The sequence below is a fragment of the Nesiotobacter zosterae genome, from assembly GCF_033843645.1.
GTDB lineage: Bacteria > Pseudomonadota > Alphaproteobacteria > Rhizobiales > Stappiaceae > Pseudovibrio > Pseudovibrio zosterae.
This window is the reverse complement of the sequence record NZ_JAWXVZ010000004.1, coordinates 126,637-152,267: the sequence shown is the minus strand read 5'-3', so window position 1 is coordinate 152,267 and position 25,631 is coordinate 126,637. Positions and strand designations below refer to the sequence as shown.

Sequence of the window (25,631 nt, the reverse complement as noted above, 5' to 3'; positions counted from 1 at the left end):
CGAGATTATGCGTAGGGTCCTACTCACTGGCGCGGGTGGAATGCTCGGATCTGCCATATTGAGACTATCAAGAGATGTTAGCCCAGACCTAGAATTGGTACCGATCACCAGAGCAGAGTGCGATCTTGAAGATCAGCAACAGGTCCAGCATCTGTTTGAAAAAGAAAAAGTCGATGGGGTGATTCACGCGGCTGCAGTGGTTGGTGGTATTCAGGCCAACATTGATGAACCTGAAGTTTTTCTTGCATCCAACCTTAGGATAAACACGAATGTAATTTCAGCCGCGCGCTCAAATGGGGTTGGTGAGTTTCTTTTTATTGGTAGTTCCTGCATGTATCCAAAGGATTACCGCAATCCATTGAAGGAGGAGTACCTGCTGCAAGCGCCTTTGGAGGCAACTAACGAGGGGTATGCACTTTCAAAGATAGTTGGGGCAAAGCAGTGTGAGTACATCAGCCAGAAGACCAATTATGCCTACAGAACGATCATTCCTAGTAACCTCTATGGCATAGGTGACGATTTCTCTGAAAGCAAATCCCATCTAGTGGCCTCAGTTATCAGGAAAGTCATTGAAGCTAAGAACAGTAATCAGAGGAAGATTAATATTTGGGGTGATGGTCTTGCCCGAAGAGAGTTTTTGTTTGCAGATGATTTGGCCTTTGTATGTTTGAATGCCTTTGGTAATTTGAAGGATATTCCAGTATACATGAACTTTGGCGCAGGTATTGACCACTCTGTGAATGAATACTATCAAATTGTTTCAGATATTATGGGATATTCAGGGGAATTCTGTCATGATCTGGCAAAGCCAGCTGGGATGAAACAAAAGCTAATGGACAGCAGCTTGGCATATGCGTTGGGCTACAAACCGAGAACCACCTTGGTTGAAGGTCTCAAAAAAACAATAGAACACTATCAGAAAAGTATCGCCTCATGACATACTATCCGCTTGCGACTGAAACGTGGAACGATGACGAAATCAACGCCATCCAGCAAGTCATTGACTCCGGTCGCTTTTCCATGGGGCCGATGGTCAAGGCTTTTGAGGAGAGAGCTGCTCAGTTCTTTGGAACCAACTACGCGGTGATGGTCAATTCTGGCTCATCGGCCAATCTGTTGGCAGTAGCCGGTCTCTGTTATCATCCGGATTACAATATCAACCCCGGCGATAACGTTATTGTACCGAGCGTATCGTGGAGTACCACGTTCTTTCCGGTATCGCAGTACGGGTTAGAGTTAAGGTTTGTGGATGTAGATCTCCATACACTCAATATAGATTGCAACCTCATTGAAAATGCCATTGACGAGCACACAAAGGCAATTTTTGCTGTAAACCTCCTAGGGAACCCGGCGGATCTCATTCGTCTGAAAGAAATCTGTGACCGGAACAATCTTGTTCTTATCGAGGACAACTGCGAGTCGATGGGAGCTAAATTAAAGAATCAGATGGCAGGAACTTTTGGCCTCTGTGGTACCCTGAGTATGTTTTTCTCACATCACATATCTACCATGGAAGGGGGGCTCATATTGACGAATGATCGCAAATTGCGCGACATATGTGTCAGTATGAGAGCACATGGTTGGCTGCGTGAACAAAACGAAGACAGTCACCTGAACTTTGATTGTGACCCCTTCTCACGCCAATTCCGTTTTGTGCTTCCTGGCTACAACTTGCGCCCGCTCGAAATGTCCGGTGCCATTGGGCTCAAACAGCTGGATAAACTATCCAATTTTGTTCAAGAGCGCCGTAACAACGCCCAACTCTTTCAACAGATCTTTGGGGCTAACGAAGATCTTATTATTCAAAAAGAGCACGGCGAGAGTTCATGGTTTGGGTTCTCAATGATACTGGGAAATAAGTTGGCGGGCCGTCGAGATGAGGTGGTAAAGGCGCTGGCCGCTCAGGGCATCGAAACCCGTCCCATTGTTGCTGGGAACTTCACAGCCAATCCGGTTATAAAACACTTAAAACATAGTTTCGGCAGTTCTGTTGGTGCGGCAGAAAAAATTGATCTAGATGGGTTTTTTCTCGGCAATCACCACTATCCGATTGAGCGTCAACTCGAATGTGCTCACAAAGTTCTTAGCGGGATGTAGAACAGGCAGCCCAGCTTGAGGGCTGCCAACCACTTATTTGAAGCATTCAGTAATGCGCATTAGGTAAGGGTGGATTTTCGACTTTGAGCTTTGCGAATTCAAAGGCTTTGTCTGCCCCCATTGCGAACTCTTGATAATTGTCGGAAATTTCGACTATCGCGTTTGCTATCTCATCGTCGCTGTCGGCCTGAAGTGCATTTCCATGCACCATAAATGGTATCATCGACATTCCAGTCGTGTATATCAATGGCTTTCTTGCGAAGACTGCATCTACAACAATTCCAGAGCCAACTAGTCTTTTTTTACTTTGGGAGTAAGGGAGCAATACGACATCACACGCCATGAAGGCGTCGATGAACTCAGTCCCTGACAAAGATGGACCCAGAGGCGTAATTCTTACACCATCGAGGTCTGTTGGAAGCGCCGCCAAGCTCTCGTAGAGCGGATCTGTCTCGCCGGGGGTTAGATCTGCTTGCACCAAAAATTCAAATTTGACGGCGTTCTCGGGGGCTTTTGAGTTTGCGTACCTTAAAGCTTGAGCAATGGATGCGATCCTGTCGCTACCTTTGTCTTGGCGTGGGCCACCGTACACCCCTATCCGAAAGACTTCCCCAGCTTTCCACCGACGAACGGCTCGGATGGTTTCAGGTCTAAAGGGCGATATATTAAGCGGCAAAATCCAAGGATCGGCCATCTGGTACCCATATTCCGTTTTTGCTACCTCAGTAACAGTTTCAGAGTCACAACATAGGATAATTTTTTTCTCTGCGACCAACTGATTGACAAGTGTGACGCCGTACACGCGATGATAGTCTTGATAGGAGAAGCCAGCGAGAAGTCTCACTATAAAAACGGGAGAATATTTTGTATCTAATTCTGATATGATTTGGATGATGTAAGGCAAAAACGCTGGAGACAAGCTTGGGAATACCACAACATCTGAGTTCTGGAAATTGTTCTTTCTAATTAATTCATATAATACTTCTGAAAAATCTTTATATCTTCCCAAAAGGTAATTGTATTTATACCGTATAAATTTCTTAATTTTTTTTAGAGTGGGATGCTCGTCGGCCCAGTACCCACGATATTCGTCAAAAAATCTTACATTCTTCCCAATCTTCGTAAACGATGTAAAGGTTCCGGGGGATAGGTTGTCTATCTCGTCATCTAGAAGTAGGTGACACTCATTAGGACGATAAGCTAATTGAGTTTCAATGGGCGTCGTTTGGAAATGCCCGTTTTTTATCCCAATCCCCCATTCAACAATCAGCAGTTTGTCAATTCTATTTTTTTGTCCCATTAATCACCAAGGTTTTCCGACTCATTCTGGGCACATTTGACGCCTTTTCCTCTGGATTTCAAGCACCAGCGTTTTATTGTTTCGTAGCAGGAGGATGTCAGCACATGACAACGGAAACCATGAATTGGATTGATCGGTTTCAAGGTCTTTCTCAACTTGAGAAGCCCATTCGGGATCTTTTGGTGGGGCGCAGCACAATTGTCTCAGTTCCAAAGGACACCGTCATCTTCGGGCCGGGCAAAGCGCCAGACAATCTTCTCCTCCTCTTGAGCGGCGTGGTTCGGGTTCAGCAGCTTTCCGAGGGCGGGCGTGAGATCATCCTCTACCGGGTTCATGCCGGAGAGAGCTGTGTGCTGACAACCGCGTGCTTGCTGGCCTATGAGGACTATTCGGCAGAGGGCATTGCCGAGACCGAGGTTGAGGCCGTCGCCATCCCGCGTTCGGTTTTCGATGATCTGATCGCCCAGTCGGAAACATTCCGCAGATTTGTGTTTTCTGCATACTCACGGCGGATCACCGACCTGTTCATGGTGATTGAGGAACTCGCGTTCCAGCGCATTGATATTCGCCTTGCACATAAGCTGGTGGAACTGGCGGGCGCGGGAGATGCCATCAGCGCCACCCATCAGCAGATGGCAGCCGAGCTGGGCACAGCCCGCGAGGTGATCTCCCGGCAGCTTCGGGAGTTCCAGCGGCGGGAGTGGATCACCCAGTCCCGTGGATCGATCCAGATCACCGACCGGGCAGCGCTTGAAAAATTGGCGGCCACCGAAGTCTGAGGGCTTGACGCACAAAACACCGGTTTCATTCAAACCAACGCATTTTCAACGCACGGCTCCGCTCGGGCCTTCGCGGCCGCGCGTTCGACCACTCCTTTTCAATCAGCTGGTTCATCTCCTACCCCGACTAATGGATATTGAAGTTTGGTGATCAAGTCACTGAAGCCTGCCTTCCGACGGGATATCGGTGAGAAACCGTAGTCGGAGGATACTTCAGATGACACTCAATGTTGGTAAAACCGATCGCCTAATCCGCTTCGCCCTTGGTGTTGCGCTGATCCTGGCACCTTTCCTTTCCAATCTGGCCTTGTTTGCCTCGCCGCTGTTCTTCTACGGCGCGTTGGTGGTGGGCTGCGTGATGCTTGTGGTCTCGGCAACGGGCTTCTGCCCACTCTACTCGCTGTTCGGCTTTAAGACCTGCAGGGCTTAACGCGCTGAAAATAATAGATTTTCTGGGAGGGAAGCAGGATGGCATACGCAGTGAACATGCAAGAAACACCCGCGGTCAAAGCATTCTTTGATCCGGCAACCAACACCATCAGCTATGTGGTGAAGGACCCGGCCTCGAATGCCTGCGCGGTGGTGGATGCGGTGATGGACATCGACTATGCCGCAGGACGGATTTCCTATGAGAATGCCGATGCGCTGATTGCCTACATTCAAGAGAATGACTTGAAACTTGAATGGCTTATCGAAACCCATGTGCATGCAGATCACCTATCTGGCGCGCCGTACATCCAGCAAAAACTGGGCGGAAAGATCGGAATTGGTGAGAACATCACGGTGGTTCAGGACACTTTCGGCAAGGTGTTCAACGAAGGCACCGAATTCCAGCGGGACGGCAGCCAGTTCGACAAGCTTTTCAAGGACGGCGATACCTACAAGATTGGCGAGATGACAGCCTTTGCCCTGCACACACCGGGGCATACGCCCGCCTGCATGGTGCATGTGATGGGGAATGCGGCCTTCGTCGGCGACACCCTGTTCATGCCGGACGGAGGTTCGGCGCGGGCAGATTTTCCCGGCGGCGATGCTGGTGAACTCTATGATTCCATTATGAAAGTTCTGTCTCTACCCGATGAGATGCGGCTTTTCATGTGCCACGATTATGGCCCCAACGGACGCGACATTCAGTGGGAGACGACTGTTGCCGAAGAGAAGGCCAACAACATTCACGTCGGCGGTGGACGCTCCCGCGAGGAGTTCATCAAGTTCCGCCGCGAGCGCGATGCGCAGCTCGACATGCCCAAGCTCATCATTCCATCCCTGCAAGTGAACATGCGCGCCGGAGAAGTGCCCACCGATCGGGATGGAAAACCAATGCTGAAGGTGCCGGTCAACGCGATCTGACATCAGAAGGCTGAACAAATGGGGAGGAAACCACATGGACGTGAAAACCATCTCGGCCAAGCTGTCGGTAAGCCCGCAGATCACGGCAAGTGATGTGCAAAAAATCGCTGATCTCGGCTTTCGCAGCATCATCTGCAACCGTCCGGACGGGGAGGGTGCCGACCAGCCTGTGTTCGATGAAATTGCCAATGTTGCCAGAGCGTTAGGACTTGAAGTGCGCTACCAGCCCGTGGTCTCGGGCAAGGTGATGGACGAGGACGCAGTAGCGTTCGGCAAGATCATGCGCGAGGTGCCCAAGCCCGCCTTTGCTTATTGCCGAACAGGCACCCGCTGCGCCACGCTCTGGTCTCTCAGTCAAGCTGAAAACATGAGTGTTGCAGACATACTAGCCGCAACGAAGTCCGCTGGCTACGATATGGCCGGGGTGGTGCGTCGCATCGCCAATGGCGGCAAAACGCCGACGGACCGGCCAGATGCCTCCTATGATGTGCTGATTGTGGGCGGTGGTGCTGCGGGCATTGCCGTGGCCGCCTCCTTGAAGAGCCGTGCGCCCGATCTGGAGATTGCGGTGATCGACCCGGCGGACATCCACTACTACCAACCGGGATGGACCATGGTGGGCGGGGGCATCTTCAACGCCGCCAGCACCGCCAAGACCATGGGGTCTCTCATTCCAAAGGGCGTGCATTGGCTGAAATCCGCCGTTGCGGCTTTTGAACCCAAGGACAATGCCGTGGTTCTGGATGGCTGCCGGGTGGTCAAATATGACCGGCTGGTGGTTTGTCCGGGCCTCAAACTGGATTGGCACAAGGTCGATGGACTGGTGGAAACGCTTGGCAAGTACGGCGTCACCTCCAACTACCGCTATGACCTTGCGCCCTACACATGGCAGTTGGTGCAAGGCCTGAAGAAGGGAAGGGCGATCTTCACCCAGCCGCCGATGCCGATCAAATGCGCCGGTGCGCCTCAGAAGGCCATGTATCTTTCGGCGGACCATTGGCTCAAGCAAGGCGTGCTGAAGGACATCGAGATCGACTTCTGCAATGCGGGCGGAGTGCTCTTTGGCGTCAAGGATTATGTGCCGGCGCTCGAAGAATACATCGAGCTTTACGGCTCAAATCTCAAGTTTTTCCATAACCTTGTGGCCATTGACGGCCCGGCCAAGAAGGCCTGGTTTGAGGTGAAGAAGCCAGACCAGCCCGTTGAAAAAGTGGAGCTGTCCTTTGACATGATCCATGTATGCCCCCCGCAAACGGCACCAGACTTCATTCGCGTCTCTCCACTGGCCGATGAAGCCGGATGGGTGGATGTGGATCAGGCCACTTTGCGCCACAAGACCTTTGAAAACATTTGGTCCCTTGGTGATGTGATGAACGCGCCCAACGCCAAGACCGCTGCTGCGGCGCGCAAGCAAGCCCCTGTGGTGGCAGAAAACATCATCGCCGACATCAAGGGCCGGTCCCCTGTTGCCCAATACGATGGCTACGGTTCCTGTCCGCTCACGGTAGAGCGCGGCAAGATTGTGCTGGCCGAGTTTGGTTATGGCGGCACGCTGCTCCCCAGCTTCCCCGTATGGCTGGTGAACGGCAAGAAACCCTCCCGACTTGCATGGCTTTTGAAAGAGCAGATCCTGCCGCCGATCTACTGGAAGGCCATGCTGCGCGGGAAAGAATGGCTGGCAAAGCCTGAGAAGGTGAAAGTGGCAACCAACTCCGGTCACTAACACCCTCCCCAGATTTGGATCTCGCTAGCACCTTGTCTGGCAAGTTGTTGTACTTGCCAGACTTTTTCCCAAAGTTCTTTAGGTAAAGGCAGTTTGATGTTTTGGAATGCGCTGCGCCGGAAAATCCCCGTGTTCGAGTGGGGGCGCACCTACAACAAACACCAGTTCTCCAATGACATGATTGCAGCAATCATTGTTACGATCATGCTCATTCCGCAGTCGCTTGCATACGCGCTGCTCGCTGGCCTGTCACCTGAAATGGGGCTTTATGCCTCCATCCTTCCCATCGTGCTCTATGCGATCTTTGGCACCAGTCGCGCCCTTGCGGTTGGTCCGGTGGCCGTGGTGTCGCTGATGACGGCGGCGGCCATTGGCAATGTGGCAGAAGCAGGCAGCATGGGCTACGCCGTTGCCGCGCTCACACTGGCCATGCTTTCCGGGGCCATCTTGCTGCTTATGGGCGTGTTCAAGCTGGGTTTTCTGGCGAACTTCCTCTCGCATCCGGTTATTGCCGGGTTCATCACGGCCTCTGGAGTGTTGATTGCGGCAAGCCAGCTCAAGCATATTTTGGGCGTGAACGCCCATGGGCACACGCTCTTTGAAATGCTCTGGTCACTGGCGGTGCACGTGCCGGAAACAAACCTGATCACACTTGCCATAGGGGGGGCTGCAACCGCGTTTTTGTTTTGGGTTCGCAAGGGGTTGAAGCCCCTATTGCGCCGTCTTGGGGTCAAGCCCCGGCTTGCCGATGTCATCACCAAAGCCGGACCCGTCGCTGCTGTGGTCGCGACCACCCTGACCGTCTGGGCATTTGGTCTGGCGCAAAAGGGTGTTGCCATTGTGGGCGAGGTCCCACAAAGCCTACCGCCGCTCACGGTGCCCTCGTTTTCGCCAGACCTGCTGTTGACCCTCGCAGTGCCAGCCCTGCTCATCTCCATAATCGGGTTTGTGGAGTCCGTTTCCGTGGCACAAACGCTGGCGGCCAAAAAGCGTCAGCGCATCGACCCGGATCAGGAACTGATCGGCTTGGGGGCTGCCAATCTGGGCGCCGCATTCACCGGAGGCTATCCGGTGACAGGCGGTTTTGCCCGATCCGTGGTGAACTTTGACGCAGGGGCGGAGACGCCCGCTGCCGGTGCCTACACCGCAATTGGCCTTGCGATTGCGGCCGTTGCCCTGACGCCCCTGATTTTCTTCCTTCCCAAAGCCACTCTTGCGGCAACCATCATCGTGGCGGTGTTGTCCCTGGTGGATTTCAGCATTTTGACCCGCACCTGGGGCTACTCTAAGAAAGACTTTTCTGCCGTTGCCGCCACAATCTTGCTCACCCTCGGGTTTGGCGTGGAACTGGGCGTTTCTGCGGGCGTTGCCATCTCCATTCTGCTGTTTCTTTACAAGACCTCTCGGCCGCACGTCGCGGAGGTGGGGTTGGTGCCGGGCACGGAGCACTTTCGCAACATCAATCGGCACAGCGTGTTGACCTCGCCGGAGCTGGTGACGATCCGGATTGATGAGAGCCTTTACTTTGCAAATGCTCGGTTCCTTGAGGACTACATCTACGAGCGCGTTGTGGGCGAAGACCGGCTGAAGCATGTGGTGCTGATGTGCTCTGCGGTCAATGAGGTGGATATGAGCGCGTTGGAGAGCCTTGAGGCGATCAACCACCGCCTGCAGGACATGGGCATTCAATTGCATCTTTCAGAGGTGAAGGGCCCGGTGATGGACCGGCTGAAACGCTCTCATTTTCTCGAGGAGCTCACGGGCAAGGTCTTCCTCTCCCAGTTCAATGCGCAGGAAACACTGGCCCCGGTTTCAAATGGTCAGGATGCCATTCGTTCTCTTGCGGTCTGAAACCTGCACATTCTTCGGTGCATGAGGCCGCGCCCCATGGTGCACTCTCCTTCCAGATCGCCTAGGCTGGTTCCATTGCTTTCCTAACTGAGTGCGGCCCAACCGGTGCTGGCGCAGCCCAAGCCCGGACCCCCGCGCTTTCTTCCAGAGACGAGACAAAGAGAATGCGAATTTTCATTTCCGTAGATATCGAAGGCGTGGCCGGTGTGACCGAAGCCCTTCAAGGCACACGAGGCAACGCGGAATACGAAACTGCCCGCCGTTTGATGACAGAGGAAGCCAATGCGGCCATTCGCGGCGCGTTTGCCGGAGGTGCAACCGAGGTGATCGTGGCAGATTCCCACGGGCCTCTTCGCAATATGATGGTCGAGGATCTGGACCCTCGGGCCCGCGTTGTGTCTGGTCGTCCGCGCCCGCACTCCATGGGGCAGGGGCTGGATGCCTCTTGCGACGGGGCGATCTTCATTGGTTACCATGCTTCTGCTGACCATCAGGGCGTTTTGGCGCACACCATCAATGGCCTTGCCTTTGCCCGCATTGAGATCAATGGCGTGCAAGCCGGAGAACCAACGATTTTCGGCGGGTTTGCTGCAGAGCTTGGCGTGCCGTTGCTGGCGGTCAGCGGGGATGATCAGCTGGCCAAGGAGATCGCGGGTCAGTTTCCATCCAGTCGGCGCATTGTTGTGAAGGAAGCGCTGGGGGGCAGCGTGGCCAACAGCCTGTCGCCAAAAGCCGCCCGCGAACTCATTGAAGCAGAGGTAACCGCCGCTCTGAAAAATGCCGGAACGGCAAAGCCAGAGGCCCCAGGCATCACGCCGCTGAATGTGACTGTGCACTTCAACAAGCAGATCTTTGCAGATGCCGCGGTGATGGTGCCAACAGTGGAACGAGCGGGCGCGCGCGCAGTGCGCTTTACCAGCGCCAATCATGAGGAACTGATTGGCACCTTGACCATTCTCTCCATGATTTCTTCTTCACTGGCCTGATTTCCCTGCGTAAAAAACTTCTCTGCGCTGGTGGGCTGTGCTAGGAACGGTTCGCTTCATACGCGCGGAGAGGTTGCAATCTTGCCTTTGTAAAGCTGGTCTCAATTTGAACACCTCGTGAACCGGAGAGTGCCTTTGGGCGCTGCTCCCTTTTGTCCGTTCACCGCGTGGCAGTTGAGACCGGCTTGGCAACACCTGCTGCGCTTTTTATGAAGCCATTTTGGCAGACCGCTGTCTGCCGCTTTCCTTCAACCGGCCACGCCGTTCTTGGTGCCCGTCTGGTGGACTTCCGTTCTTTGGAAGGCCAAGACGGTATGTCTTTACATCTCAAGGTCCGTTGGACCCTTACGCCTAAGTCCGCGCCGCGCCCCTGGCACATGTGTGGCGGATGCGGCCGGGCACGGGCATTTACATTCAGCGGCAAAGCCCGGCTGAATGCCAACAGTCAGCGGTTGGATGCCTGGCTGATTTACAAATGCACCAGTTGCAATGCCACCTGGAATTTGCCGGTTTTTGAAAGGTCGCCGGTAAAAAGCGTGCCGCCCGCTCTCCTGGAGGCCATGGAGGCAAACCACTCGGCTCCCTTGATGGCGCTTGCCTGTGATGCCGTACGGCTGCGTCAACATTCGGCCCGTATCGACCCGCCAGAGGGGGTGCGCATTGTAAGCCAAGTGCTTCAGAACGCTCGTTTTTGCGAGGATGCGGAGCTGAGCCTTGTAAACACGAGCGGGTGCCATGTACGGCTCGACCGGCTTCTGGGCGCGGCACTCGGGGTGCCCCGCAGCGCGTTGCAGGGTTATATACGGGAGGGCAGACTGGAGGTCTGGCCTGATACGCGGAAAGTGCTGAGCCGTCCCGCACGGGATGGCCAGACCATTATGCTTTGGCAGATGCCGGAGGAGGTGCGGGGTCGGCTTGCGCAGGAAGCCGCGCTGCCCGCCTGAAAAAAGGGGAAGGCCCCGAAGTGGGGCCTTCCATCTGAGTGATTAGTTCTCTTCTTTTTCGCCGATCTTGTCTTGCGTGCGCAGCTCGAAGTCGGAGGCGTCATGACGCTCGTGAAGCTGCTCATGCAGCTCACCGAAGGAACGATTGACGATACGGCCACGCTGAACGGCAGGGCGCTCAAGAATTTCCTTGGTCCAACGCTGAACGTTCTTGTAGCTCTCAACCTCGAGGAACTCGCCAGCGCCGTATTGCTTGCCAAGGGCGAGATTGCCGTACCAAGGCCAGATCGCCATGTCGGCGATGGTGTACGCGTCGCCGCCGAAATAGCGGTTTTCAGCAAGGTGGCGGTCCAGAACGTCAAGCTGGCGCTTGGTTTCCATGGTGAAGCGGTTGATGGCGTACTCAATTTTTTCAGGGGCGTAGTGGTAGAAATGGCCAAAGCCACCGCCGAGGTAAGGCGCGGAGCCTTGAAGCCAGAACAGCCAGTTCATTACTTCTGTGCGCTTGGCGTGGTCGGTTGGCAGGAACTTGCCGAACTTTTCCGCCAGATAGAGCAGAATGTGACCGGACTCAAACACCCGGATCGGCGTATCGCCGGAGTGGTCCATCAGCGCAGGGATCTTGGAATTGGGGTTTGCGCTCACAAAGCCGGAGCCAAACTGATCGCCTTCACCAATCTTGATGAGCCATGCATCATACTCGGCGCCAGTTTCGCCCAGAGCCAGCAGCTCTTCCAACAGGATCGTCACCTTCTGGCCGTTTGGGGTGCCAAGAGAGTAAAGCTGGAGCGGGTGCTTGCCCACTGGCAGCTCCTTCTCGTGGGTTGCGCCGGCGATCGGGCGATTGATGCTTGCCCAGGTGCCTTCACCTTTTTCCCAAACCCAAACCTTTGGTGGCTGATACGCGTTGTTATCGGTCATGAGCGGCCGATCTCCTTTTGCTCTTCTTGCTAATTCCTTGCGTTGGTCGCTTCCAAAGCCAACCAACCATAAAAACAGCAGGTGTTTCCCAAAAAAGGCGAGGCACAATACTTAGTTGACCCCATGCGCTTGCGCAACCAGCGATGGCTTGCCTAGGCGCATTAGCAATGAGATGGGCAGGGTGCCCCGGCACGTCAACGCCGCAACCGCGCAATGGTTGGTTTCGCCATCACAGTTTGGTGAAAACGCAGCTCGTTTGCTGAGCCTCCGCCCTCCCAGCATACCATGACTGTCATACCGGAGAAGCAAAGCGTACATCCGGTATCCAGAGCGGCACGCACGGCAGGTGGTGAGACGCTCTACTGGATCCCGCATCAAGTGCGGGATGACGCGGGTGTAGGGCGAGCGTGCGGGATGACGCCGGTGGTTGGGACGAGCATGGTGGAGGACGATGGGTTGCGCGCAGCTCAGTGCGACAACCGAGAGGATAGTTGTCCAAGGAACGCCAGCATTGCAACGTGACTGTATATGCGCGGTACGCTGGCTAGGTCTCTTGCGCTACCACACATCACCACCGTCATGCCGGACAAGGTGAGCGCAGTGAGACGCTGATCCGGTATCCCGGGCTGTACGCACTAGCGGGTGCTGGAGAGAACGGACTGGATCCCGCATCAAGTTCTAGATGACGTTGGAGGGGTAAAGCATTGCTGCCCCGCACGCTGGGTCCCGCATCAAGTGCGGGATGACGCAAGTGGGTAGGGCGGCGCCCACGCATTGCAATGACGGCGTTAACCTTTTCTGCCAAGTTGAAACTTGGCAGCTGCCAATCTTCAGCGGTGACATCATCCCTATGCGCTTCTAATCTTATGCCGAGAGAGGTCAACGACTATAGTTTTAAAACCCGCGAGAAAGCGAAGGGCACCAATAGCATATGAAGTGCATGCCGCATGCACCATAAAAGACGAGTTCGGCCCCGGTGGGCCGCTCGGCGGTGTGCGGTATCGGGAGCCACAGAAATGTGTGGTCAAGATTGTTGCCGCGCACACCTCTTTTTCAGTCTCGTGTCTGCGCTTGAGCCGCATCTTCAGAAACTGATGCAAAATGCGCCGGTTTCATTCAAACCGACGCATCTTCAACGCAAACTCAGGGAAAGGTTACTTACCGACCTCTAAATAAGGTGTTGGCACCTTGGCCTTGCCGCCGTAGGCGTAAACGGTGTAGCGCGTTTCAGCATCAGGCTCGCCCATGCCAAGAGAGCCCAGTGGCATGCCGGGAACGGACAGCCCACGGATCTCGGGCTTTTCTTCGAGCAGCTTGGCGATCGCCTCCAGCGGCACATGGCCCTCAAGCACATACCCGTTGAGAGTTGCCGTGTGGCAGCTCATCAGGTCATCCGGTATCCCCGCCTGCTGCTTGATCGGGTCGAGGTTCTCCACACTGGTGGTTTTTACAGTGTAGCCAGCTGCGCTCAGCGCATCCGCCCAATCTGTGCAGCACCCGCAATAGGGGGATTTATGCATGTGGACTTCACCAAGGGACTGAGCAACCGCGTGGGAGGCAGGCAGGATGAAGAGGCCGACAGCCAGAGCTGCGGCAGAAACTTTAATTGTCATGTATCTATCTCGATTACCAATAGGTTTCAGGGTGTTAGAGGGTCTGAAACTCAGGCAATCGGAGGGCGCAGCAGGAAAAAACGGCTGTAGCTCGCAAGTTCTGGCTGGGCAACGCGCGCAAATACGGGCGTCCCAATCTGGAAGCTCAGCCCTGCGGCGGCGGGGATAAAGCTGCAAAACGCCATGCAGTCGCCCATGGGCGAACTGCCGTTTTCTTGCCCGTGGTCGCAACATTCCATCGCGCTCATGGGGCCACTGTGTTGGCTCTTGCTGCCCAGCTCATGCCCTTCCACAGACTGGGCGGCGGCATGTTGCGTTGCCGGTGCAGGCATGCCGCCAGATGCCATGAAGCCGCCAGCAAAGCTGTGCGTCAGCGGGAACAGAAGTATGAGCAAGGCGACGAGAAATCGGAGCATGCGCCAACACTATCAAGAAGATTTTGCCAGTTCAAACAAGGAACTATTAAATTTTCGTCATAGTCAAGCACTGCCTTGAGAAGGCCGGAACAGCACCTGCGCAGCTTTACTCAGATGTCGTGGCGGTGCCGTGGCTCTGCTTCATCCGCTCAAGTTGATCCTTGAATTTCACGCAGGGGTCAACCTCGTCCACCCGTCCCGTGAACCAGATGTAGTCGTAAACCTTCGGGTCGAAACTGGCGTAATCCTGCGAATATTCGAGATCGCGCTGAACCTCCACCGGCGCAATCGCCATGCGGCTGCTGGTGTCATCCAGATAGTAGGGAACCCCGCGGTCAAGACGAATGTGACCATTTCCTGCGATCAGAACAGACCCCTGGCCGTCATCAACGGCGCGGCGCATCAACATGCCCATGGAGGCATCCTTCAGCCGCTGCATGGGAACAAGCGGCGCAACGCTCTCACGCCCCAAGATGCCGCAATGCGCATCCTCCAGTTCTTGCTCCAAACTCTGAAGCTGGTCCGGCCGGTAGTCTTGCTGCCAGCGCAGTTCATCTGCCATTTCCTTTGGAAGATCAGAGCCTTGGCCAACCGCTTTAAGCAGATCTCGGGACGGACCACCCGGCACCATGTCAAAGTCGTAGGTGAGGGCGACTTCCGCAATGACCTGATAGATTGCCCAGTCGGGCCAACCGCGCTCACTCCAGCGGAGCGCCGTGCCCAGCTCATCAACGGTGGCCTTTTCCGCCGCAGCCAAGTCCTCGCGGTGCTCAGGTTCCGCCATTTCGAACACCACTGTCCGGCGACTGCCGGCTTCTCCCAATGCCGCCATCACCTCGGCCTGAATGCGATGGTGACGCGGGCTGTCGTGGCGCTCTCCGAGAAGCACGTGGTCCTTGGAAAGGACGCGGGACATCAACTCTTCACGGGAAATTTGTTCCCCTGCAGCAACATCCCAGATTGTTTCGGCAAGAGGGTGGGAGTTGAGCAGAAGCTCTTCCGCACCCGGCAGAGCCTCACCTGCAAAAGCCGCGATGTTTAAAATGAAAGTCATTGCAAGGGCAGCAAAGCGCTTCATCTCTCTCTCCAATGCACTGGCCACATGACGTTAGAGCTGGCTCATCATAACGTCATGGAGTTTTTCTGTTTTCGGATGAAGTGGCGGGACAAGGACACCAACATGATGGGCCGTCTGGCTGGATATCCCCTCTCTATAATACATGAGTTCATTACTCAAGTTATTTGGCCGTTATTACTCTTTAACAAAGTGGGCATCCTTTAGAGCGCGGCAAGAACAATGTTCAAGGGTGCCGCCCCCAATCGCCTGGACTGCGGGATTATCTCAGCAAAACGCAACCTTTGATTGAATTGCATATTTTATGCTATTTATAGTATTTATAGTGCAACAATTTATATAAAATTCTTTCTATTGAGTCTTATTACTCGTATTACATGATAATGAATATTATAGGTTGTACTTATTCTCTACATAACTACCTGTGATTTAGTTTTGTAGATTTTATTTGAAAGTATCCACCGCATTAGGCGCACATATTGCGCTTTATGATGAAAGATAGTTCTTTGGCTTTACATCGATGAGGGGTGTCTTCACCTTGAAGGCGTTCCACGGAATGCGGCCCCCGGCTCCTACTGAACTGCCGAACCTGTGCTTTGCCGCATTGCATGATGCATTCTTTCGTGGGCCGGTTAGATCCCGGCATGTCCCAAATGAACTTTTTCTAGGGACTGAAATCAATGTCTTCTCTTCTGACGAACACCTCCGCAATGGTGGCACTGTCCACCCTTCGCAACATCAACAACGACCTGGCTGACACTCAGAACCGCATCTCCACCGGCATGCGCGTGTCTGACGCTTCTGACAACGCTGCTTACTGGTCCATCGCAACCACCATGCGCTCTGATAACAACGCCTTGTCTGCTGTTGAAGATGCTCTCGGCCTCGGCGCTGCTACCGTCGACGTAGCCTTTACAGCTATGGACTCTGCTGTTGACGTTGTTGACCAGATCAAGTCCAAGCTTGTAGCCGCAACAAAGGACGGCGTTGACAAGTCCAAGATCCAGTCAGACATCAGCGAGCTGCAGTCTCAGCTGGAAACCATTGCAAAGTCTGCAACTTTCAACGGCGAAAACTGGCTCGCTCAGGACACCACCACTGCCAACATCGCAACTACACCTCCGGTAGACAACCCAAACCGTGATGTTGTTGGTGGCTTCACCCGTGACAACAACGGTAACGCTTCTCTACAGAACATTGCTATTGACACGTCCAACGTCATCCTGTTTGACTACAACGCTGTAACTGACTCCTCTGAAGCTACCGCATCTGTAAACTCCGGTATCCTGACCGGTGACATGATGATGACCGCAGCCACAGGCATTAAGGCACTAGCCGATGCAGCCGTGGGCGGCACCGCAGACTTTACCAACCTGACAGGCACTGCAACCCCTGCAGCAGCGGGTGGTGAACTGTCTTTCCTCAACTTGGACATCTCCAATTTGACCGGTTCCGACAATGACAAAGCTATCCTTGAAGCTGTCATTCAGGTTGTCGACGCCAAGTTGCAGACCATGACCGACTCTGCAACTTCTCTGGGTTCAGCTAAGTCCCGTATCGACATGCAAACTGAGTTCGTGAAGAACCTGTCTGACGCTGTTGATCGTGGTGTTGGCCAGCTGGTCGACGCAGACATGAACGCTGAATCTACCCGCCTGCAGGCTCTTCAGACCCAGCAGCAGCTCGGTATTCAGGCTCTGTCCATCGCAAACTCCGGTTCTCAGAACATCCTGTCTCTGTTCCGTTAATCGGAAAGACTGGACACCTGAAACTGGTGGACTTCGAGCGGCCATCTCTTTTACGGAGGTGGCCGTTTTTCTTTGCAGCGATGATGGTTCCACTGATCATCAATAGGCGCCTCTCGCTCGAAGCAGAAGCGAGAGGATTTCGCATGGGGTTGGACTCTTGCTTTTCAATGAGTGGCAATCCCCGCGCCAGCTTTTCCTGATATCGTCATCGAGTTATGAGCTAACAGGAGATCTAGAATGAGCAAAGATGCAGCACAGTCCAGTAAAACCGATATGGACTTGGTCAACGCCATACAGAACATGTTGATCCTGCATCGCGAAGGCTCCTATGAAACTTCTCTAAAACAGGCAGATGCTCTTCTAAAAGAAAATCCAGAAAACGGAGATCTGCATTTTCTGAAAGCTCTGAACCTAATGAGTCTTCGGCAGTTTGCTGCAGCCGTGCCAATTCTTGAGGCTCTGTATAGCGCGCTCCCCGAACATTTCGATGTATTGAAATTGTTGTGCGCAGCACTAAGCGAGTGTGGTCCGCGCGCGCGTGCTCTTGAACTTGCGAAAAAAGGTTTCGTTCAACATCAAGCTGATTTGAGATACCACAACCTGCTTATTGACGTTTACACCAAATGCGTCTGGCATGAAGAGGCCCAACAAGTGTGTCTTCAAGCAATCAAGCTTCAACCAGATAACCACTTGTCCTGGGTAAAGTTGGCTAAAAGCTATCAGGATAGCCAGCGGATCAAAAACGCAGCCGCGGCCCTATCCAAAGCAATGGAACTGGATCCAAGAAACAAGACATATAAACTCGCCTACGCGGATTTTCTACGCCAACTTGGCGATCTTGAGAGTGCCGAGCAAATCTATCGAGACCTGTTGCGCAAGGAGTTAATGCCCGGCGCCTTCTATGGCCTTGCACTGCTGAAGAAGGTCGCGCTGGACGATCCCATACTATACGCCGCGCAGTCGGCCCTGAATGACTACCCTCACAACGACGGTTTACGCACCCTACTGTTGTTCGGATTGGCGAATGTCTACGATGCAGCAGGCGACTACCAACGCTCAGCTGAATACTACCTTGCTGGCAATGAGAACCATCGAAAGTTGCATCTCTATTCGAGAGAAGCCACTGAGCGCAGTTTGAACGCCATAAAAACAACATTTACTCGCGAGTTCTCGTTAAACGCTCAGGGCAGCGTGCAATCATGTGCTCCAATTTTCATTGTCGGCATGCCTCGATCCGGCTCGACGATGATTGAGCAAATTCTGGATATGCATTCCCGCGTTGAGGGAGCGGGTGAGTTGCTACACCTGCCAAGACTCACTACTGACATGGGGGTTCTGCCGTTCTATGAAGAATATGCTAAAACCAGTGCAACTGAGAGAGCTGCTTTAGGGGCACAATACCTCAGTTTGGTGAAGCGGGGCTTTGAATTCAAGGAGAGGTTTACGGACAAAAACCTCGAAAACTGGCGTCATATCGGCTTTATTCTGACCAGTCTGCCGAATGCAAAAATCATTCATGTTCGACGCGACGCCCGGGCAAGCAACCTATCCATTTTAAAGATATTTTTTAGTAACAATGTTCCCTACGGTAGCTCTATTGACGATCTAAACTGGCATCGCGCTCAATATGAACAAATGATGGAATTTTGGGAGACGCGTTTTCCGGGCCGAATTCTACACATTGACTATGAGAATGTGGTCGAAAACATCGAGCCAGAAGCTCGTAGACTACTCGAATACCTAGATTTAGACTGGGAAGAAGGAGTTGTCGATTTTCACAGGAACGAACGCGAAGCTGTTACGGCGTCGTCAAGTCAGGTACGGCAGAAATTATACCGGAGCAGCTTGGAGCCATGGCGCAGATATGAAAACACTGCTCTGGCACCACTCCTAGGCCTTTAATCCCCGATTCCACCGCGGCAATACAGCACCGACCTCTTCATGTAGGCCGGTGTTTTGTTTTTATAGGATGAGGCAAGCGCGGGCAGCACTGCTCTTGCAACCAGATTCGCACTGATTCAGACAATGCAACCTGAAATAGCCGCGTTTTGTGCCTTAGGGCACGCCTTGATCCACAACACGGATCGAAAAATTCCCTCTTAAATTGCAGTGATGATTAGTAATGCAATCCTTGGATGCGGCGATCGATATTACCGTTTAATTCCAATAACCTATATATCATTGCTAGGCAGCGGCGGAACGCGCCTGCGGCTACAACCTCGCCAGCCGATCTTTCAATAAATGCAACCTTGAGGGGTTTTGTTAAGCCTCGCGCAAGGTTTGGTAGGCGACATTGGTTGCGTAACGGGCTGCTACACAACCTAGCAGTGCATGATGCTCTTAACCCGTTGCCACCGGCAGTTAGGCCGGAATGTCCCGATTTCTCTTCTTTATGGGACGAAACACTATGTCTTCTCTTCTGACGAACACCTCCGCTATGGTCGCACTTACCACTCTGCGTGGTATCAACAACGACCTGGCTGACACTCAGAACCGCATCTCCACCGGCATGCGCGTTGCTGACGCTTCTGACAACGCTGCTTACTGGTCCATCGCAACCACCATGCGTTCTGACAACGAAGCCTTGTCTGCTGTTCAGGATGCTCTGGGTCTTGGCGCTGCAACCGTTGACGTTGCCTTTACGGCTATGGACTCCGCAGTTGACGTTGTGAGCGAAATCAAGGCTAAGCTTGTAACTGCCACTGATGACGGTGCAGACAAGGCCAAGATCCAGTCTGACATCAAGGAACTTCAGGGTCAGTTGAAGACGATTGCTGACTCAGCCGTGTTCAACGGCGAAAACTGGCTTTCCGTTGATTCTAATGCAGCTGACTACAATGCTACGGCTTCTATCACCGGTGGCTTTACCCGTAACAGTGCAGGCGCGGTAACTCTGCAATCCATCTCCGTTGATAAGAACGCAACCAAGCTGTTTGACCCTGCCGGTGGTACGCCAGCCGGTCTTTTGGACAAAGAGTTGGTTGGTCTGACAGACCTGACCAACATTGGTGGTGCGGGCACTTCTGTGCACACCTTTGACATCAGCGGTCTTAGCAACGATGCTGCAGACACAACCACTCTTAATGAGCTGATTGCATCTGTAGACAGTGTCCTGTCGTCCATGACTGATTCCGCGACTGCTCTTGGTTCCGCAAAGAAGCGTGTTGACATGCAGGTTGAGTTCACCAAGAACCTGTCTGACGCTGTTGACCGTGGTATCGGCCAGCTGGTTGATGCAGACATGAACGCTGAATCCACCCGCCTGCAGGCTCTTCAGACCCAGCAGCAGCTCGGCATTCAGGCTCTGTCCATCGCAAACTCCGGTTCTCAGAACATCCTGTCTCTGTTCCGTTAATCGGACAGGCAGGCCGACTGAACCCGGTTGCCTTAATGCGGCCGTCTCCGAAAGGAGGCGGCCGTTTTTTGTTGTCGGGTGCCCGATTGGTGCCTGACTGGCGTTTCTTCGCGCGCTACTTGCTCTCGCTGCGGGCTTCTTGAAGTTTGCGCTGACGCATGAGGGAGAACAACCCAGCCCCCACAATGAGGGCCGCACCGAAAACGGTCGCGCCGGTTGGCAGGTCGCCAAAAACGATGAAACCCACGGGAATGGCCCAAACCAGCTGCAAATAGGCAAAGGGCTGAATGTCACTGGCAAGGGTGAGAGACAGCGCTTTCATAAGGCTGAAATGCCCACAAATGCTGGAGATGCAAATGGCACCCAGCAAGAGCCATTCGATGTCCGCCAGTGCGGGAAGGTGTTGCACGCCCATGTAGGTGCTCAGCACGGCTCCCACAGCGCCCACGTAAAAGAAGTGTGTGACCGCGCCATCATAAGCGCTCGCCATTCGGGTGAAGAGCTGATAGGTCGCGAAACTGAACGCAGCAGCGAGCACCACCAGAGCCGCCGGCCCCCAGATTTCACCGCCCGGCTGCACGATGATCAACAGCCCGATCAGCCCAACGCACAGGGCCGAAACACGGCGCCAACCCACTGTTTCTCCAAGGAAAAGCGCCGCAAGCGCTGTGGCGATCAGCGGATGCGCCATCATCACGGCGGTCACTTCCGCAAGCCCCAACAGGCTGAAGGATATGGTGATCAACGCGATTTCTGCAAAGAGCAGCACACCGCGCATGAGCTGAAGCTTCATGTTCCCGGTTCGAACAGTTGCTTTAAGGCCCTTGGTCGTGGAGGCGGCCCACAGAACCGCCACCACAAGATGCACCCAGAAACGCACCATCAAGATGAACCAGACCGAGTGGGTCTCCACCAATTGTTTGGTGATGGCGTCTTGAAGGGAGAAGATGAAGGTTGCCGCTATGGCACAGCTGATGCCGAGCACACGGGTGGGAAGAACGAGCGCCATGGGCACATCCATTTACGAAAAGCCCAGAATAGGGCGGGCAGAGGGGGAATGATAGTACCCGGCGGGAAATTGTCGGGTCGCAGTAAACGTGAAGGTTAAACGCATAACCGACACGGTGCGTCTTTGCAAGGCGCAACCTGATCAGGCAAATAAAGGGGCGGTGTAGCGGAGAAAAACGCGCCTTTGCGCACTGTCCGATGGGGATACTGTAAGCTCTTGCGGTGTCAGGCGTGGGGAGGGACGGACTGAAACCGGGCCATGAGCTGGTGGGTACTGACAGGCGTGAAGTCCCATCGATCCACCCCCACATCGCAGGAACGGCCAAGGTCAGGCAGCGCACCATGTGAATGGCCGAACAGGTGAATTGTGCCCTTGTTGTCATTGGGCCAGGTGCGCCAAGCGTAGTGGCACATGAAGTATTCCTGCGCCTCATGAGAAAAGCGCAGCATCTCGGTAACCGCCAGCTCGGGTGCCTTGGGGTCGTGAGATTGCCACGGCAGTGCCTTCACGGCGTCTCCGTCGTGGTTGCCAACAACAAGGCTCTTGGTGCCATTGAGAGCGTCAAAAGCGGCGCGCGCTTCCCCTTCGGTTGCCCGGTGTGCGAAGTCGCCCAACACGAATACATGATCGTCCGGCCCAACCGCAGCGTTCCAACGCTTTATTAGTTGCTCTGTCTGGTGCGCGCGGTCCTTGAAGGGGCGGTTACACAACTCGATGATGCGCTCATGCCCGAAGTGATGGTCGGAACTGAAGAAGTACATGGGCAGCCTTGTCATTTATGCTTCGCGGGGCAGTTCAACGGTGATGCAAAACTGGCCTTCATCTGTTTCACCCAGAAAGATGGCGCCGCCATGCGCCTTTACAACCTGATGGACAATGGACAGGCCAAGGCCAACGCTGGAAGAACGAGTGCGCTCATTGCTGTCGTTGCGGAAAAACGGTTCAAACACGCGCTCATGCAGATGTGATGGTATGCCGGGGCCCGGATCGCTGACAATGATGGTGAGCTTGTCATGCATATGGCTTTGCAGGCGCACGGTTGCCGCGCCGCCATACTTCAGAGCGTTGTCAATGAGGTTGGTAAACGCCCGGCGCAGGGCCGTTGGGCGTCCGTTCATCACGGCCCGGCCTTCCACCGCAAGCTGCACCTCGCCGCCGCCGCCAAAAATGCTGTGGGCCTGATCGGCCCGAGCTTGCCGCTCGGGGATAAAGGCGACCCGGCTCCCGGTATCTGTGTAGTCATCACACAAGGATTGCAAAAGCGCCCCGAGCGAGAGTTGTTGGGGCTCTTCCATGCGCACATCAAAGCGCAAAAAGTCCAGAGATGCGGTAATCAGCTGGGTCATTTCCTCCACATCATGCAGCATGCGATTGCGCAGCGCTGCGGAGTCGATCTGCTCCAACCTCAAGCGCAGGCGCGTGGCCGGTGTGCGAAGGTCATGGCTGATGGAGGCCAGCATACGGGTCTGCTCGGAAAGCATCTCGGCACGGGCGTCCTGTTGCAGCAAGATCTTGTCCTGCAAGACCACGGCTTCTTCCGTGTCCCAGGGTTTCAGGTCCGCCCGGTCGTCTTCCGCCAGCGCACGAAACGGCACGGCCACGTAATGGGCGAGCATGCGCCCAACCACAAGCACCAGAATGACAGCGAGGCAAGACAGAATGACCACCACCGGCTCCGTCATCCGGTCTTTCCAGACGAGGGGCGCGGTGATCAACCGTCCGGCAGATGTGCCATCCAGAGCGGGCAGATAGAGCACGGCTCGCAAGTCCTGCCGGGAGATGGCGCGCACGAAATCGCCGAGCTGCCGCGCCGGGTACTGGTTCAGATCATAGTGGGCGCTGATAAGGTCGGGTCGGCGCGGTTCATCGTCAAACAGAACGAACAGTTTGAGCGTTCGATCGCCTCTGGCCATCACCACAGGCAGTTGACGGCTGTTTGCCGGGCTGATTGCAACATCCCCGGCAGTTATCTGCAATTTTTCGGTAGCAAAGGGTGCGGGCAGGGGGCGGCCCCGCTCAAGGTTTTCAAGGTATTGACCCAGCTCGGAACCCACCTGAAACGAGGCTGCCAGTGCAATCTCCCGTTGGTTGAACGCATTCACGGCCATGCCGATGACAAAACAGATGGCGATGGCGGTTGCGATCAGCAAACCGGCCAGCCGCTGCTCCAGTTTCTTCGGCATCAGGTCCAGTGAGAGTTCAAACAAGGTTGAGGTCTTTCTGCGGCGCTTTCGCCTGTTTTGTTATACCTGCTGCACGGGCTGGGAAAACAGATAGCCCTGATGGCGCACAGTGCTGATGAAATCCTTGCCGGGTTCCGTTTGCGCCAGCTTCTTGCGCAGGCGACTAATGAGAATGTCGATGCTGCGATCATGGCTCTCAACCGCCGCGCCGCGCAGCACCTTGCCCAGTGCATCACGGGAGACCGGCTTTTGCGGCGACTTGACCAGCGTCAGCAGGGCATCAAACTCGGATGAACTGAGGTGCACCAGCACCCCGTCAGGTGCCTTGAGATGGCGCGTGGCCTCATCCAACACCCAGCCGCTGAATTCGTAGCGCTTCACCTTGGGCACAGCCTTGGGGGCGTTCGGGTCTTCCGTCCTGCGGAAAATGGCGAAGATGCGGGCCTGCAGCTCGCGGGGATTGAACGGCTTTTCCAAGTAGTCGTCGGCCCCAAGTTCTAGCCCCACAATCCGCTCCGTATCGCCAGTGATCGCAGAGATGATGATGATTGGCAACTTTGAGCTTTTGCGCACCCGCTGGCACAGGGCCAGGCCGCTTTCACCCGGCAGCATGATGTCGAGAACCATCAGGTCCACTTCATTGGCTTCCAGCACACCATGAGCTTCCTCCGCAGAATTGGCGGTCAAAACGGTGTAGCCACGATCTTGAAGAAACTCCGCCGTCAGGCTTGCGATTTCTTCATCATCATCAACTATGAGAAGTGTCTTGTTTGAGGTCATCATACCCGGGGGTGCCTGTTTTACAGCTCAGGGGAGCCCAACACTTGATTTATATAGCAAAACTTGTCTCTAGTGCGAGTGTATACGCTGCCCTTTGCGACACCTCACACGACTAATTTTGCGCAAATGCGCGATCTCTACGTACTTGTAGCTAGATTACCAAACAACGTCGAATCTCTTAGAGCTTTAATCTGGGAGGAAAACCATGGTCCAATCGCTTCTTAGGGGTGCCAAACTCGTGCTCGCACTTGCACCCTTGTGCGCCTCTTTGGCAAGCCCCACCACGGCACGTGCCCAGCCAACCTCCGAGGTGCTTCACTACTGGACGTCCGGCGGAGAGGCGGAAGCCGTCAAGGTGCTAAAGGAAGCTTTTGAGGCCAATGGCGGGCGCTGGATTGACGCACCCGTTGCCGGTGGCGGCGGAGACGCGCAAGCAGCGGTTTTGCGCGCCCGTGTGCTGTCAGGTGATCCCCCTTCAACCGTGCAGATCAAGGGCCAGAACATCCATGAATGGGCGGCGGCAGGCACGCTGAAAACACTGGATGACGAAGCTGAAGCGGGAAACTGGGACGCCTTGATCCCGGAAGTCTTGAAGCGCGTGGTCAAGTATGAGGGCAGTTACGTTGCCGTGCCGATCAACATTCATCGCGTGGACTGGATCTGGTCCAATCCTGAGGTGCTGGCGCGAGTAAACGCCGAGCCGCCGAGAACTTGGGAAGAATTCAACGCAACCGCGGAGAAGCTGAAGGCGGCGGGCTTTATTCCGCTCGCCCATGGTGGACAGCCTTGGCAGGATGCGACCTTGTTCGAAGTGGTTGTGCTCGGCATCGGCGGGGCGGACTTTTACAAGGACGCGTTGGAAGAGCTGAACGAGGACGCACTGCGTTCTGACACCATGGTCAAGGTGTTTGACCAGATGCGCAAACTCAGCACCTACGTGGACCCGGGCTTTCCGGGCCGCGAATGGAATTTGGCCACCGCCATGGTGATGCGCGGCGAAGCGGCCATGCAGATCATGGGGGACTGGGCGAAAGCGGAGTTTCTGGCAGCAGGCGAGGTTCCCGGCGAAGACTTCATCTGCACGCCGACGCCTTCCAACAACGGCTTCATTTTGAACTCCGACAGTTTTGCCATGTTCCGCGTGCCCGGCGAGGATGTTGCCGAAGGGCAGAAACTGATGGCCTCACTGGTACTTGATGAGGAGCTGCAGCGGGCCTTCAATCTTCTCAAGGGCTCCATCCCGGCCCGAAAGGGTGTAAGCTCGGAAGGGTTTGACCCTTGCGCCCTGCAATCCATGGAGGCCTTGGCCAGCGCAGAAGAGAGTGACGCGCTCGTCAACTCCCTTGCCCATGAAATTGTGCAGGACGGGGCGGTGCGCGGCGCCTTTCTTGATGTGATCACTGAACATTTCAACACGGATATGTCTTCTCAAGAGGCTGTCAACTTGCTAGCAGAAACAGTAATGCTTGCACGCTGACCCAACGCTGGGATACGCGGGCAG

23 protein-coding genes are annotated in these 25,631 nt (G+C 54.6%); 14 read left to right on the top strand and 9 right to left on the bottom strand.

Annotation, left to right across the window (positions count from 1 at the left end):
- Nucleotides 1-7 precede the first annotated feature (7 nt).
- Nucleotides 8-937 carry an NAD-dependent epimerase/dehydratase family protein gene (locus tag Q3Y58_RS07220; RefSeq protein WP_319621713.1) on the top strand — a complete coding sequence of 310 codons (930 nt, stop codon included), beginning with the start codon at nt 8-10 and terminating at the stop codon, nt 935-937.
- The gene (locus Q3Y58_RS07215; protein WP_319621712.1) at nt 934-2,097 is read left to right on the top strand and encodes a DegT/DnrJ/EryC1/StrS family aminotransferase; all 1,164 of its coding nucleotides are present in this window, start codon (nt 934-936) and stop codon (nt 2,095-2,097) included. The genes Q3Y58_RS07220 and Q3Y58_RS07215 overlap by 4 nt, the downstream gene beginning before the upstream one ends.
- Nucleotides 2,098-2,143: 46 nt before the next feature.
- On the opposite strand, the gene Q3Y58_RS07210 is transcribed toward Q3Y58_RS07215, so the two are convergent.
- Nucleotides 2,144-3,397, bottom strand: a complete 1,254-nt coding sequence (locus Q3Y58_RS07210; protein WP_319621711.1) for a hypothetical protein — start codon at nt 3,395-3,397, stop codon at nt 2,144-2,146.
- A gap of 104 nt (nt 3,398-3,501) precedes the next feature.
- On the opposite strand from Q3Y58_RS07210, the gene Q3Y58_RS07205 reads away from it, so the two are divergent.
- The 7 genes from Q3Y58_RS07205 to Q3Y58_RS07175 all read left to right on the top strand — a co-directional run bounded on the left by Q3Y58_RS07205 (nt 3,502) and on the right by Q3Y58_RS07175 (nt 11,030).
- Nucleotides 3,502-4,176, top strand: a complete 675-nt coding sequence (locus tag Q3Y58_RS07205; protein WP_274219093.1) for a Crp/Fnr family transcriptional regulator — start codon at nt 3,502-3,504, stop codon at nt 4,174-4,176.
- A 217-nt stretch (nt 4,177-4,393) separates the two neighbouring features.
- Entirely contained in the window at nt 4,394-4,606 is a 213-nt protein-coding gene (locus Q3Y58_RS07200; protein ID WP_319621710.1) for a YgaP family membrane protein, read from the top strand.
- Between the two features lie 38 nt (nt 4,607-4,644).
- Nucleotides 4,645-5,526: an MBL fold metallo-hydrolase gene (locus Q3Y58_RS07195; protein ID WP_319621709.1), complete on the top strand. Its 882-nt coding sequence runs from the start codon at nt 4,645-4,647 to the stop codon at nt 5,524-5,526.
- A 34-nt stretch (nt 5,527-5,560) separates the two neighbouring features.
- Nucleotides 5,561-7,249, top strand: coding sequence for a bifunctional protein tyrosine phosphatase family protein/NAD(P)/FAD-dependent oxidoreductase (locus Q3Y58_RS07190; RefSeq protein WP_274219096.1), 1,689 nt, complete (start codon nt 5,561-5,563; stop codon nt 7,247-7,249).
- Between the two features lie 96 nt (nt 7,250-7,345).
- Complete coding sequence (locus Q3Y58_RS07185; RefSeq protein WP_319621708.1) at nt 7,346-9,100, top strand: SulP family inorganic anion transporter; 1,755 nt, start codon at nt 7,346-7,348, stop codon at nt 9,098-9,100.
- A gap of 164 nt (nt 9,101-9,264) precedes the next feature.
- Nucleotides 9,265-10,086: a M55 family metallopeptidase gene (locus Q3Y58_RS07180; RefSeq protein WP_319621707.1), complete on the top strand. Its 822-nt coding sequence runs from the start codon at nt 9,265-9,267 to the stop codon at nt 10,084-10,086.
- A gap of 209 nt (nt 10,087-10,295) precedes the next feature.
- Nucleotides 10,296-11,030 (top strand): DUF1062 domain-containing protein, encoded by a 735-nt coding sequence (locus Q3Y58_RS07175; protein ID WP_319621706.1) that lies wholly within the window; start codon nt 10,296-10,298, stop codon nt 11,028-11,030.
- A gap of 42 nt (nt 11,031-11,072) precedes the next feature.
- Here the strand turns inward: Q3Y58_RS07175 and yghU are convergent, their stop codons facing one another.
- Nucleotides 11,073-11,951, bottom strand: coding sequence for a glutathione-dependent disulfide-bond oxidoreductase (gene yghU / locus Q3Y58_RS07170; RefSeq protein ID WP_319621704.1), 879 nt, complete (start codon nt 11,949-11,951; stop codon nt 11,073-11,075).
- A gap of 285 nt (nt 11,952-12,236) precedes the next feature.
- Here yghU and Q3Y58_RS07165 point away from each other — a divergent pair, with 285 nt between their 5' ends.
- Nucleotides 12,237-12,473, top strand: coding sequence for a hypothetical protein (locus Q3Y58_RS07165; RefSeq protein ID WP_319621703.1), 237 nt, complete (start codon nt 12,237-12,239; stop codon nt 12,471-12,473).
- Nucleotides 12,474-13,105: 632 nt separating this feature from the next.
- Here the strand turns inward: Q3Y58_RS07165 and Q3Y58_RS07160 are convergent.
- The 3 genes from Q3Y58_RS07160 to Q3Y58_RS07150 form a co-directional block, all read right to left on the bottom strand.
- Nucleotides 13,106-13,564: a DUF411 domain-containing protein gene (locus Q3Y58_RS07160; protein WP_319621700.1), complete on the bottom strand. Its 459-nt coding sequence runs from the start codon at nt 13,562-13,564 to the stop codon at nt 13,106-13,108.
- A 50-nt stretch (nt 13,565-13,614) separates the two neighbouring features.
- Nucleotides 13,615-13,980 (bottom strand): hypothetical protein, encoded by a 366-nt coding sequence (locus Q3Y58_RS07155; RefSeq protein WP_319621699.1) that lies wholly within the window; start codon nt 13,978-13,980, stop codon nt 13,615-13,617.
- A gap of 106 nt (nt 13,981-14,086) precedes the next feature.
- Nucleotides 14,087-15,058, bottom strand: coding sequence for a ChaN family lipoprotein (locus tag Q3Y58_RS07150; protein ID WP_319621698.1), 972 nt, complete (start codon nt 15,056-15,058; stop codon nt 14,087-14,089).
- 677 nt (nt 15,059-15,735) lie between these two features.
- Here Q3Y58_RS07150 and Q3Y58_RS07145 point away from each other — a divergent pair.
- The 3 genes from Q3Y58_RS07145 to Q3Y58_RS07135 all read left to right on the top strand — a co-directional run bounded on the left by Q3Y58_RS07145 (nt 15,736) and on the right by Q3Y58_RS07135 (nt 20,158).
- A complete protein-coding gene (locus Q3Y58_RS07145) occupies nt 15,736-16,803 on the top strand; it encodes a flagellin N-terminal helical domain-containing protein (RefSeq protein WP_319621697.1) in 1,068 nt (355 codons plus the stop codon).
- Nucleotides 16,804-17,040: 237 nt separating this feature from the next.
- Nucleotides 17,041-18,705 carry a tetratricopeptide repeat-containing sulfotransferase family protein gene (locus tag Q3Y58_RS07140; protein WP_319621696.1) on the top strand — a complete coding sequence of 555 codons (1,665 nt, stop codon included), beginning with the start codon at nt 17,041-17,043 and terminating at the stop codon, nt 18,703-18,705.
- 505 nt (nt 18,706-19,210) lie between these two features.
- Nucleotides 19,211-20,158 carry a flagellin N-terminal helical domain-containing protein gene (locus Q3Y58_RS07135; RefSeq protein ID WP_319621695.1) on the top strand — a complete coding sequence of 316 codons (948 nt, stop codon included), beginning with the start codon at nt 19,211-19,213 and terminating at the stop codon, nt 20,156-20,158.
- Nucleotides 20,159-20,273: 115 nt separating this feature from the next.
- On the opposite strand, the gene Q3Y58_RS07130 is transcribed toward Q3Y58_RS07135, so the two are convergent.
- From Q3Y58_RS07130 to Q3Y58_RS07115, 4 genes are all read right to left on the bottom strand, one after another.
- Nucleotides 20,274-21,167, bottom strand: a complete 894-nt coding sequence (locus Q3Y58_RS07130; protein WP_274219114.1) for a DMT family transporter — start codon at nt 21,165-21,167, stop codon at nt 20,274-20,276.
- A 224-nt stretch (nt 21,168-21,391) separates the two neighbouring features.
- Nucleotides 21,392-21,943, bottom strand: a complete 552-nt coding sequence (locus Q3Y58_RS07125) for a metallophosphoesterase (RefSeq protein WP_319621694.1) — start codon at nt 21,941-21,943, stop codon at nt 21,392-21,394.
- Nucleotides 21,944-23,374, bottom strand: coding sequence for a sensor histidine kinase (locus Q3Y58_RS07120; protein ID WP_319621693.1), 1,431 nt, complete (start codon nt 23,372-23,374; stop codon nt 21,944-21,946). It abuts the gene before it with no gap.
- A 36-nt stretch (nt 23,375-23,410) separates the two neighbouring features.
- On the bottom strand, nt 23,411-24,133 hold the full coding sequence (locus tag Q3Y58_RS07115; RefSeq protein ID WP_274219111.1) for a response regulator: 723 nt from the start codon (nt 24,131-24,133) through the stop codon (nt 23,411-23,413).
- 202 nt (nt 24,134-24,335) lie between these two features.
- On the opposite strand from Q3Y58_RS07115, the gene Q3Y58_RS07110 reads away from it, so the two are divergent.
- A complete protein-coding gene (locus tag Q3Y58_RS07110; RefSeq protein ID WP_319621691.1) occupies nt 24,336-25,607 on the top strand; it encodes an ABC transporter substrate-binding protein in 1,272 nt (423 codons plus the stop codon).
- Nucleotides 25,608-25,631 lie beyond the last annotated feature (24 nt).

Excerpts from the sequence above, each read along its gene's own strand:
- Q3Y58_RS07205 (WP_274219093.1), top strand. The coding sequence starts at position 3,502 with ATGACAACGGAAACCATGAATTGGATTGATCGGTTTCAAGGTCTTTCT.
- Q3Y58_RS07190 (WP_274219096.1), top strand. The coding sequence starts at position 5,561 with ATGGACGTGAAAACCATCTCGGCCAAGCTGTCGGTAAGCCCGCAGATC.
- Q3Y58_RS07210 (WP_319621711.1), bottom strand. The coding sequence starts at position 3,397 with ATGGGACAAAAAAATAGAATTGACAAACTGCTGATTGTTGAATGGGGG.
- Q3Y58_RS07215 (WP_319621712.1), top strand. The coding sequence starts at position 934 with ATGACATACTATCCGCTTGCGACTGAAACGTGGAACGATGACGAAATC.
- yghU (WP_319621704.1), bottom strand. The coding sequence starts at position 11,951 with ATGACCGATAACAACGCGTATCAGCCACCAAAGGTTTGGGTTTGGGAA.
- Q3Y58_RS07110 (WP_319621691.1), top strand. The coding sequence starts at position 24,336 with ATGGTCCAATCGCTTCTTAGGGGTGCCAAACTCGTGCTCGCACTTGCA.
- Q3Y58_RS07175 (WP_319621706.1), top strand. The coding sequence starts at position 10,296 with ATGAAGCCATTTTGGCAGACCGCTGTCTGCCGCTTTCCTTCAACCGGC.
- Q3Y58_RS07160 (WP_319621700.1), bottom strand. The coding sequence starts at position 13,564 with ATGACAATTAAAGTTTCTGCCGCAGCTCTGGCTGTCGGCCTCTTCATC.
- Q3Y58_RS07195 (WP_319621709.1), top strand. The coding sequence starts at position 4,645 with ATGGCATACGCAGTGAACATGCAAGAAACACCCGCGGTCAAAGCATTC.
- Q3Y58_RS07165 (WP_319621703.1), top strand. The coding sequence starts at position 12,237 with ATGACTGTCATACCGGAGAAGCAAAGCGTACATCCGGTATCCAGAGCG.
- Q3Y58_RS07145 (WP_319621697.1), top strand. The coding sequence starts at position 15,736 with ATGTCTTCTCTTCTGACGAACACCTCCGCAATGGTGGCACTGTCCACC.
- Q3Y58_RS07200 (WP_319621710.1), top strand. The coding sequence starts at position 4,394 with ATGACACTCAATGTTGGTAAAACCGATCGCCTAATCCGCTTCGCCCTT.
- Q3Y58_RS07155 (WP_319621699.1), bottom strand. The coding sequence starts at position 13,980 with ATGCTCCGATTTCTCGTCGCCTTGCTCATACTTCTGTTCCCGCTGACG.
- Q3Y58_RS07180 (WP_319621707.1), top strand. The coding sequence starts at position 9,265 with ATGCGAATTTTCATTTCCGTAGATATCGAAGGCGTGGCCGGTGTGACC.
- Q3Y58_RS07150 (WP_319621698.1), bottom strand. The coding sequence starts at position 15,058 with ATGAAGCGCTTTGCTGCCCTTGCAATGACTTTCATTTTAAACATCGCG.
- Q3Y58_RS07115 (WP_274219111.1), bottom strand. The coding sequence starts at position 24,133 with ATGATGACCTCAAACAAGACACTTCTCATAGTTGATGATGATGAAGAA.
- Q3Y58_RS07185 (WP_319621708.1), top strand. The coding sequence starts at position 7,346 with ATGTTTTGGAATGCGCTGCGCCGGAAAATCCCCGTGTTCGAGTGGGGG.
- Q3Y58_RS07140 (WP_319621696.1), top strand. The coding sequence starts at position 17,041 with ATGAGCAAAGATGCAGCACAGTCCAGTAAAACCGATATGGACTTGGTC.
- Q3Y58_RS07125 (WP_319621694.1), bottom strand. The coding sequence starts at position 21,943 with ATGACAAGGCTGCCCATGTACTTCTTCAGTTCCGACCATCACTTCGGG.
- Q3Y58_RS07130 (WP_274219114.1), bottom strand. The coding sequence starts at position 21,167 with ATGGCGCTCGTTCTTCCCACCCGTGTGCTCGGCATCAGCTGTGCCATA.
- Q3Y58_RS07135 (WP_319621695.1), top strand. The coding sequence starts at position 19,211 with ATGTCTTCTCTTCTGACGAACACCTCCGCTATGGTCGCACTTACCACT.
- Q3Y58_RS07220 (WP_319621713.1), top strand. The coding sequence starts at position 8 with ATGCGTAGGGTCCTACTCACTGGCGCGGGTGGAATGCTCGGATCTGCC.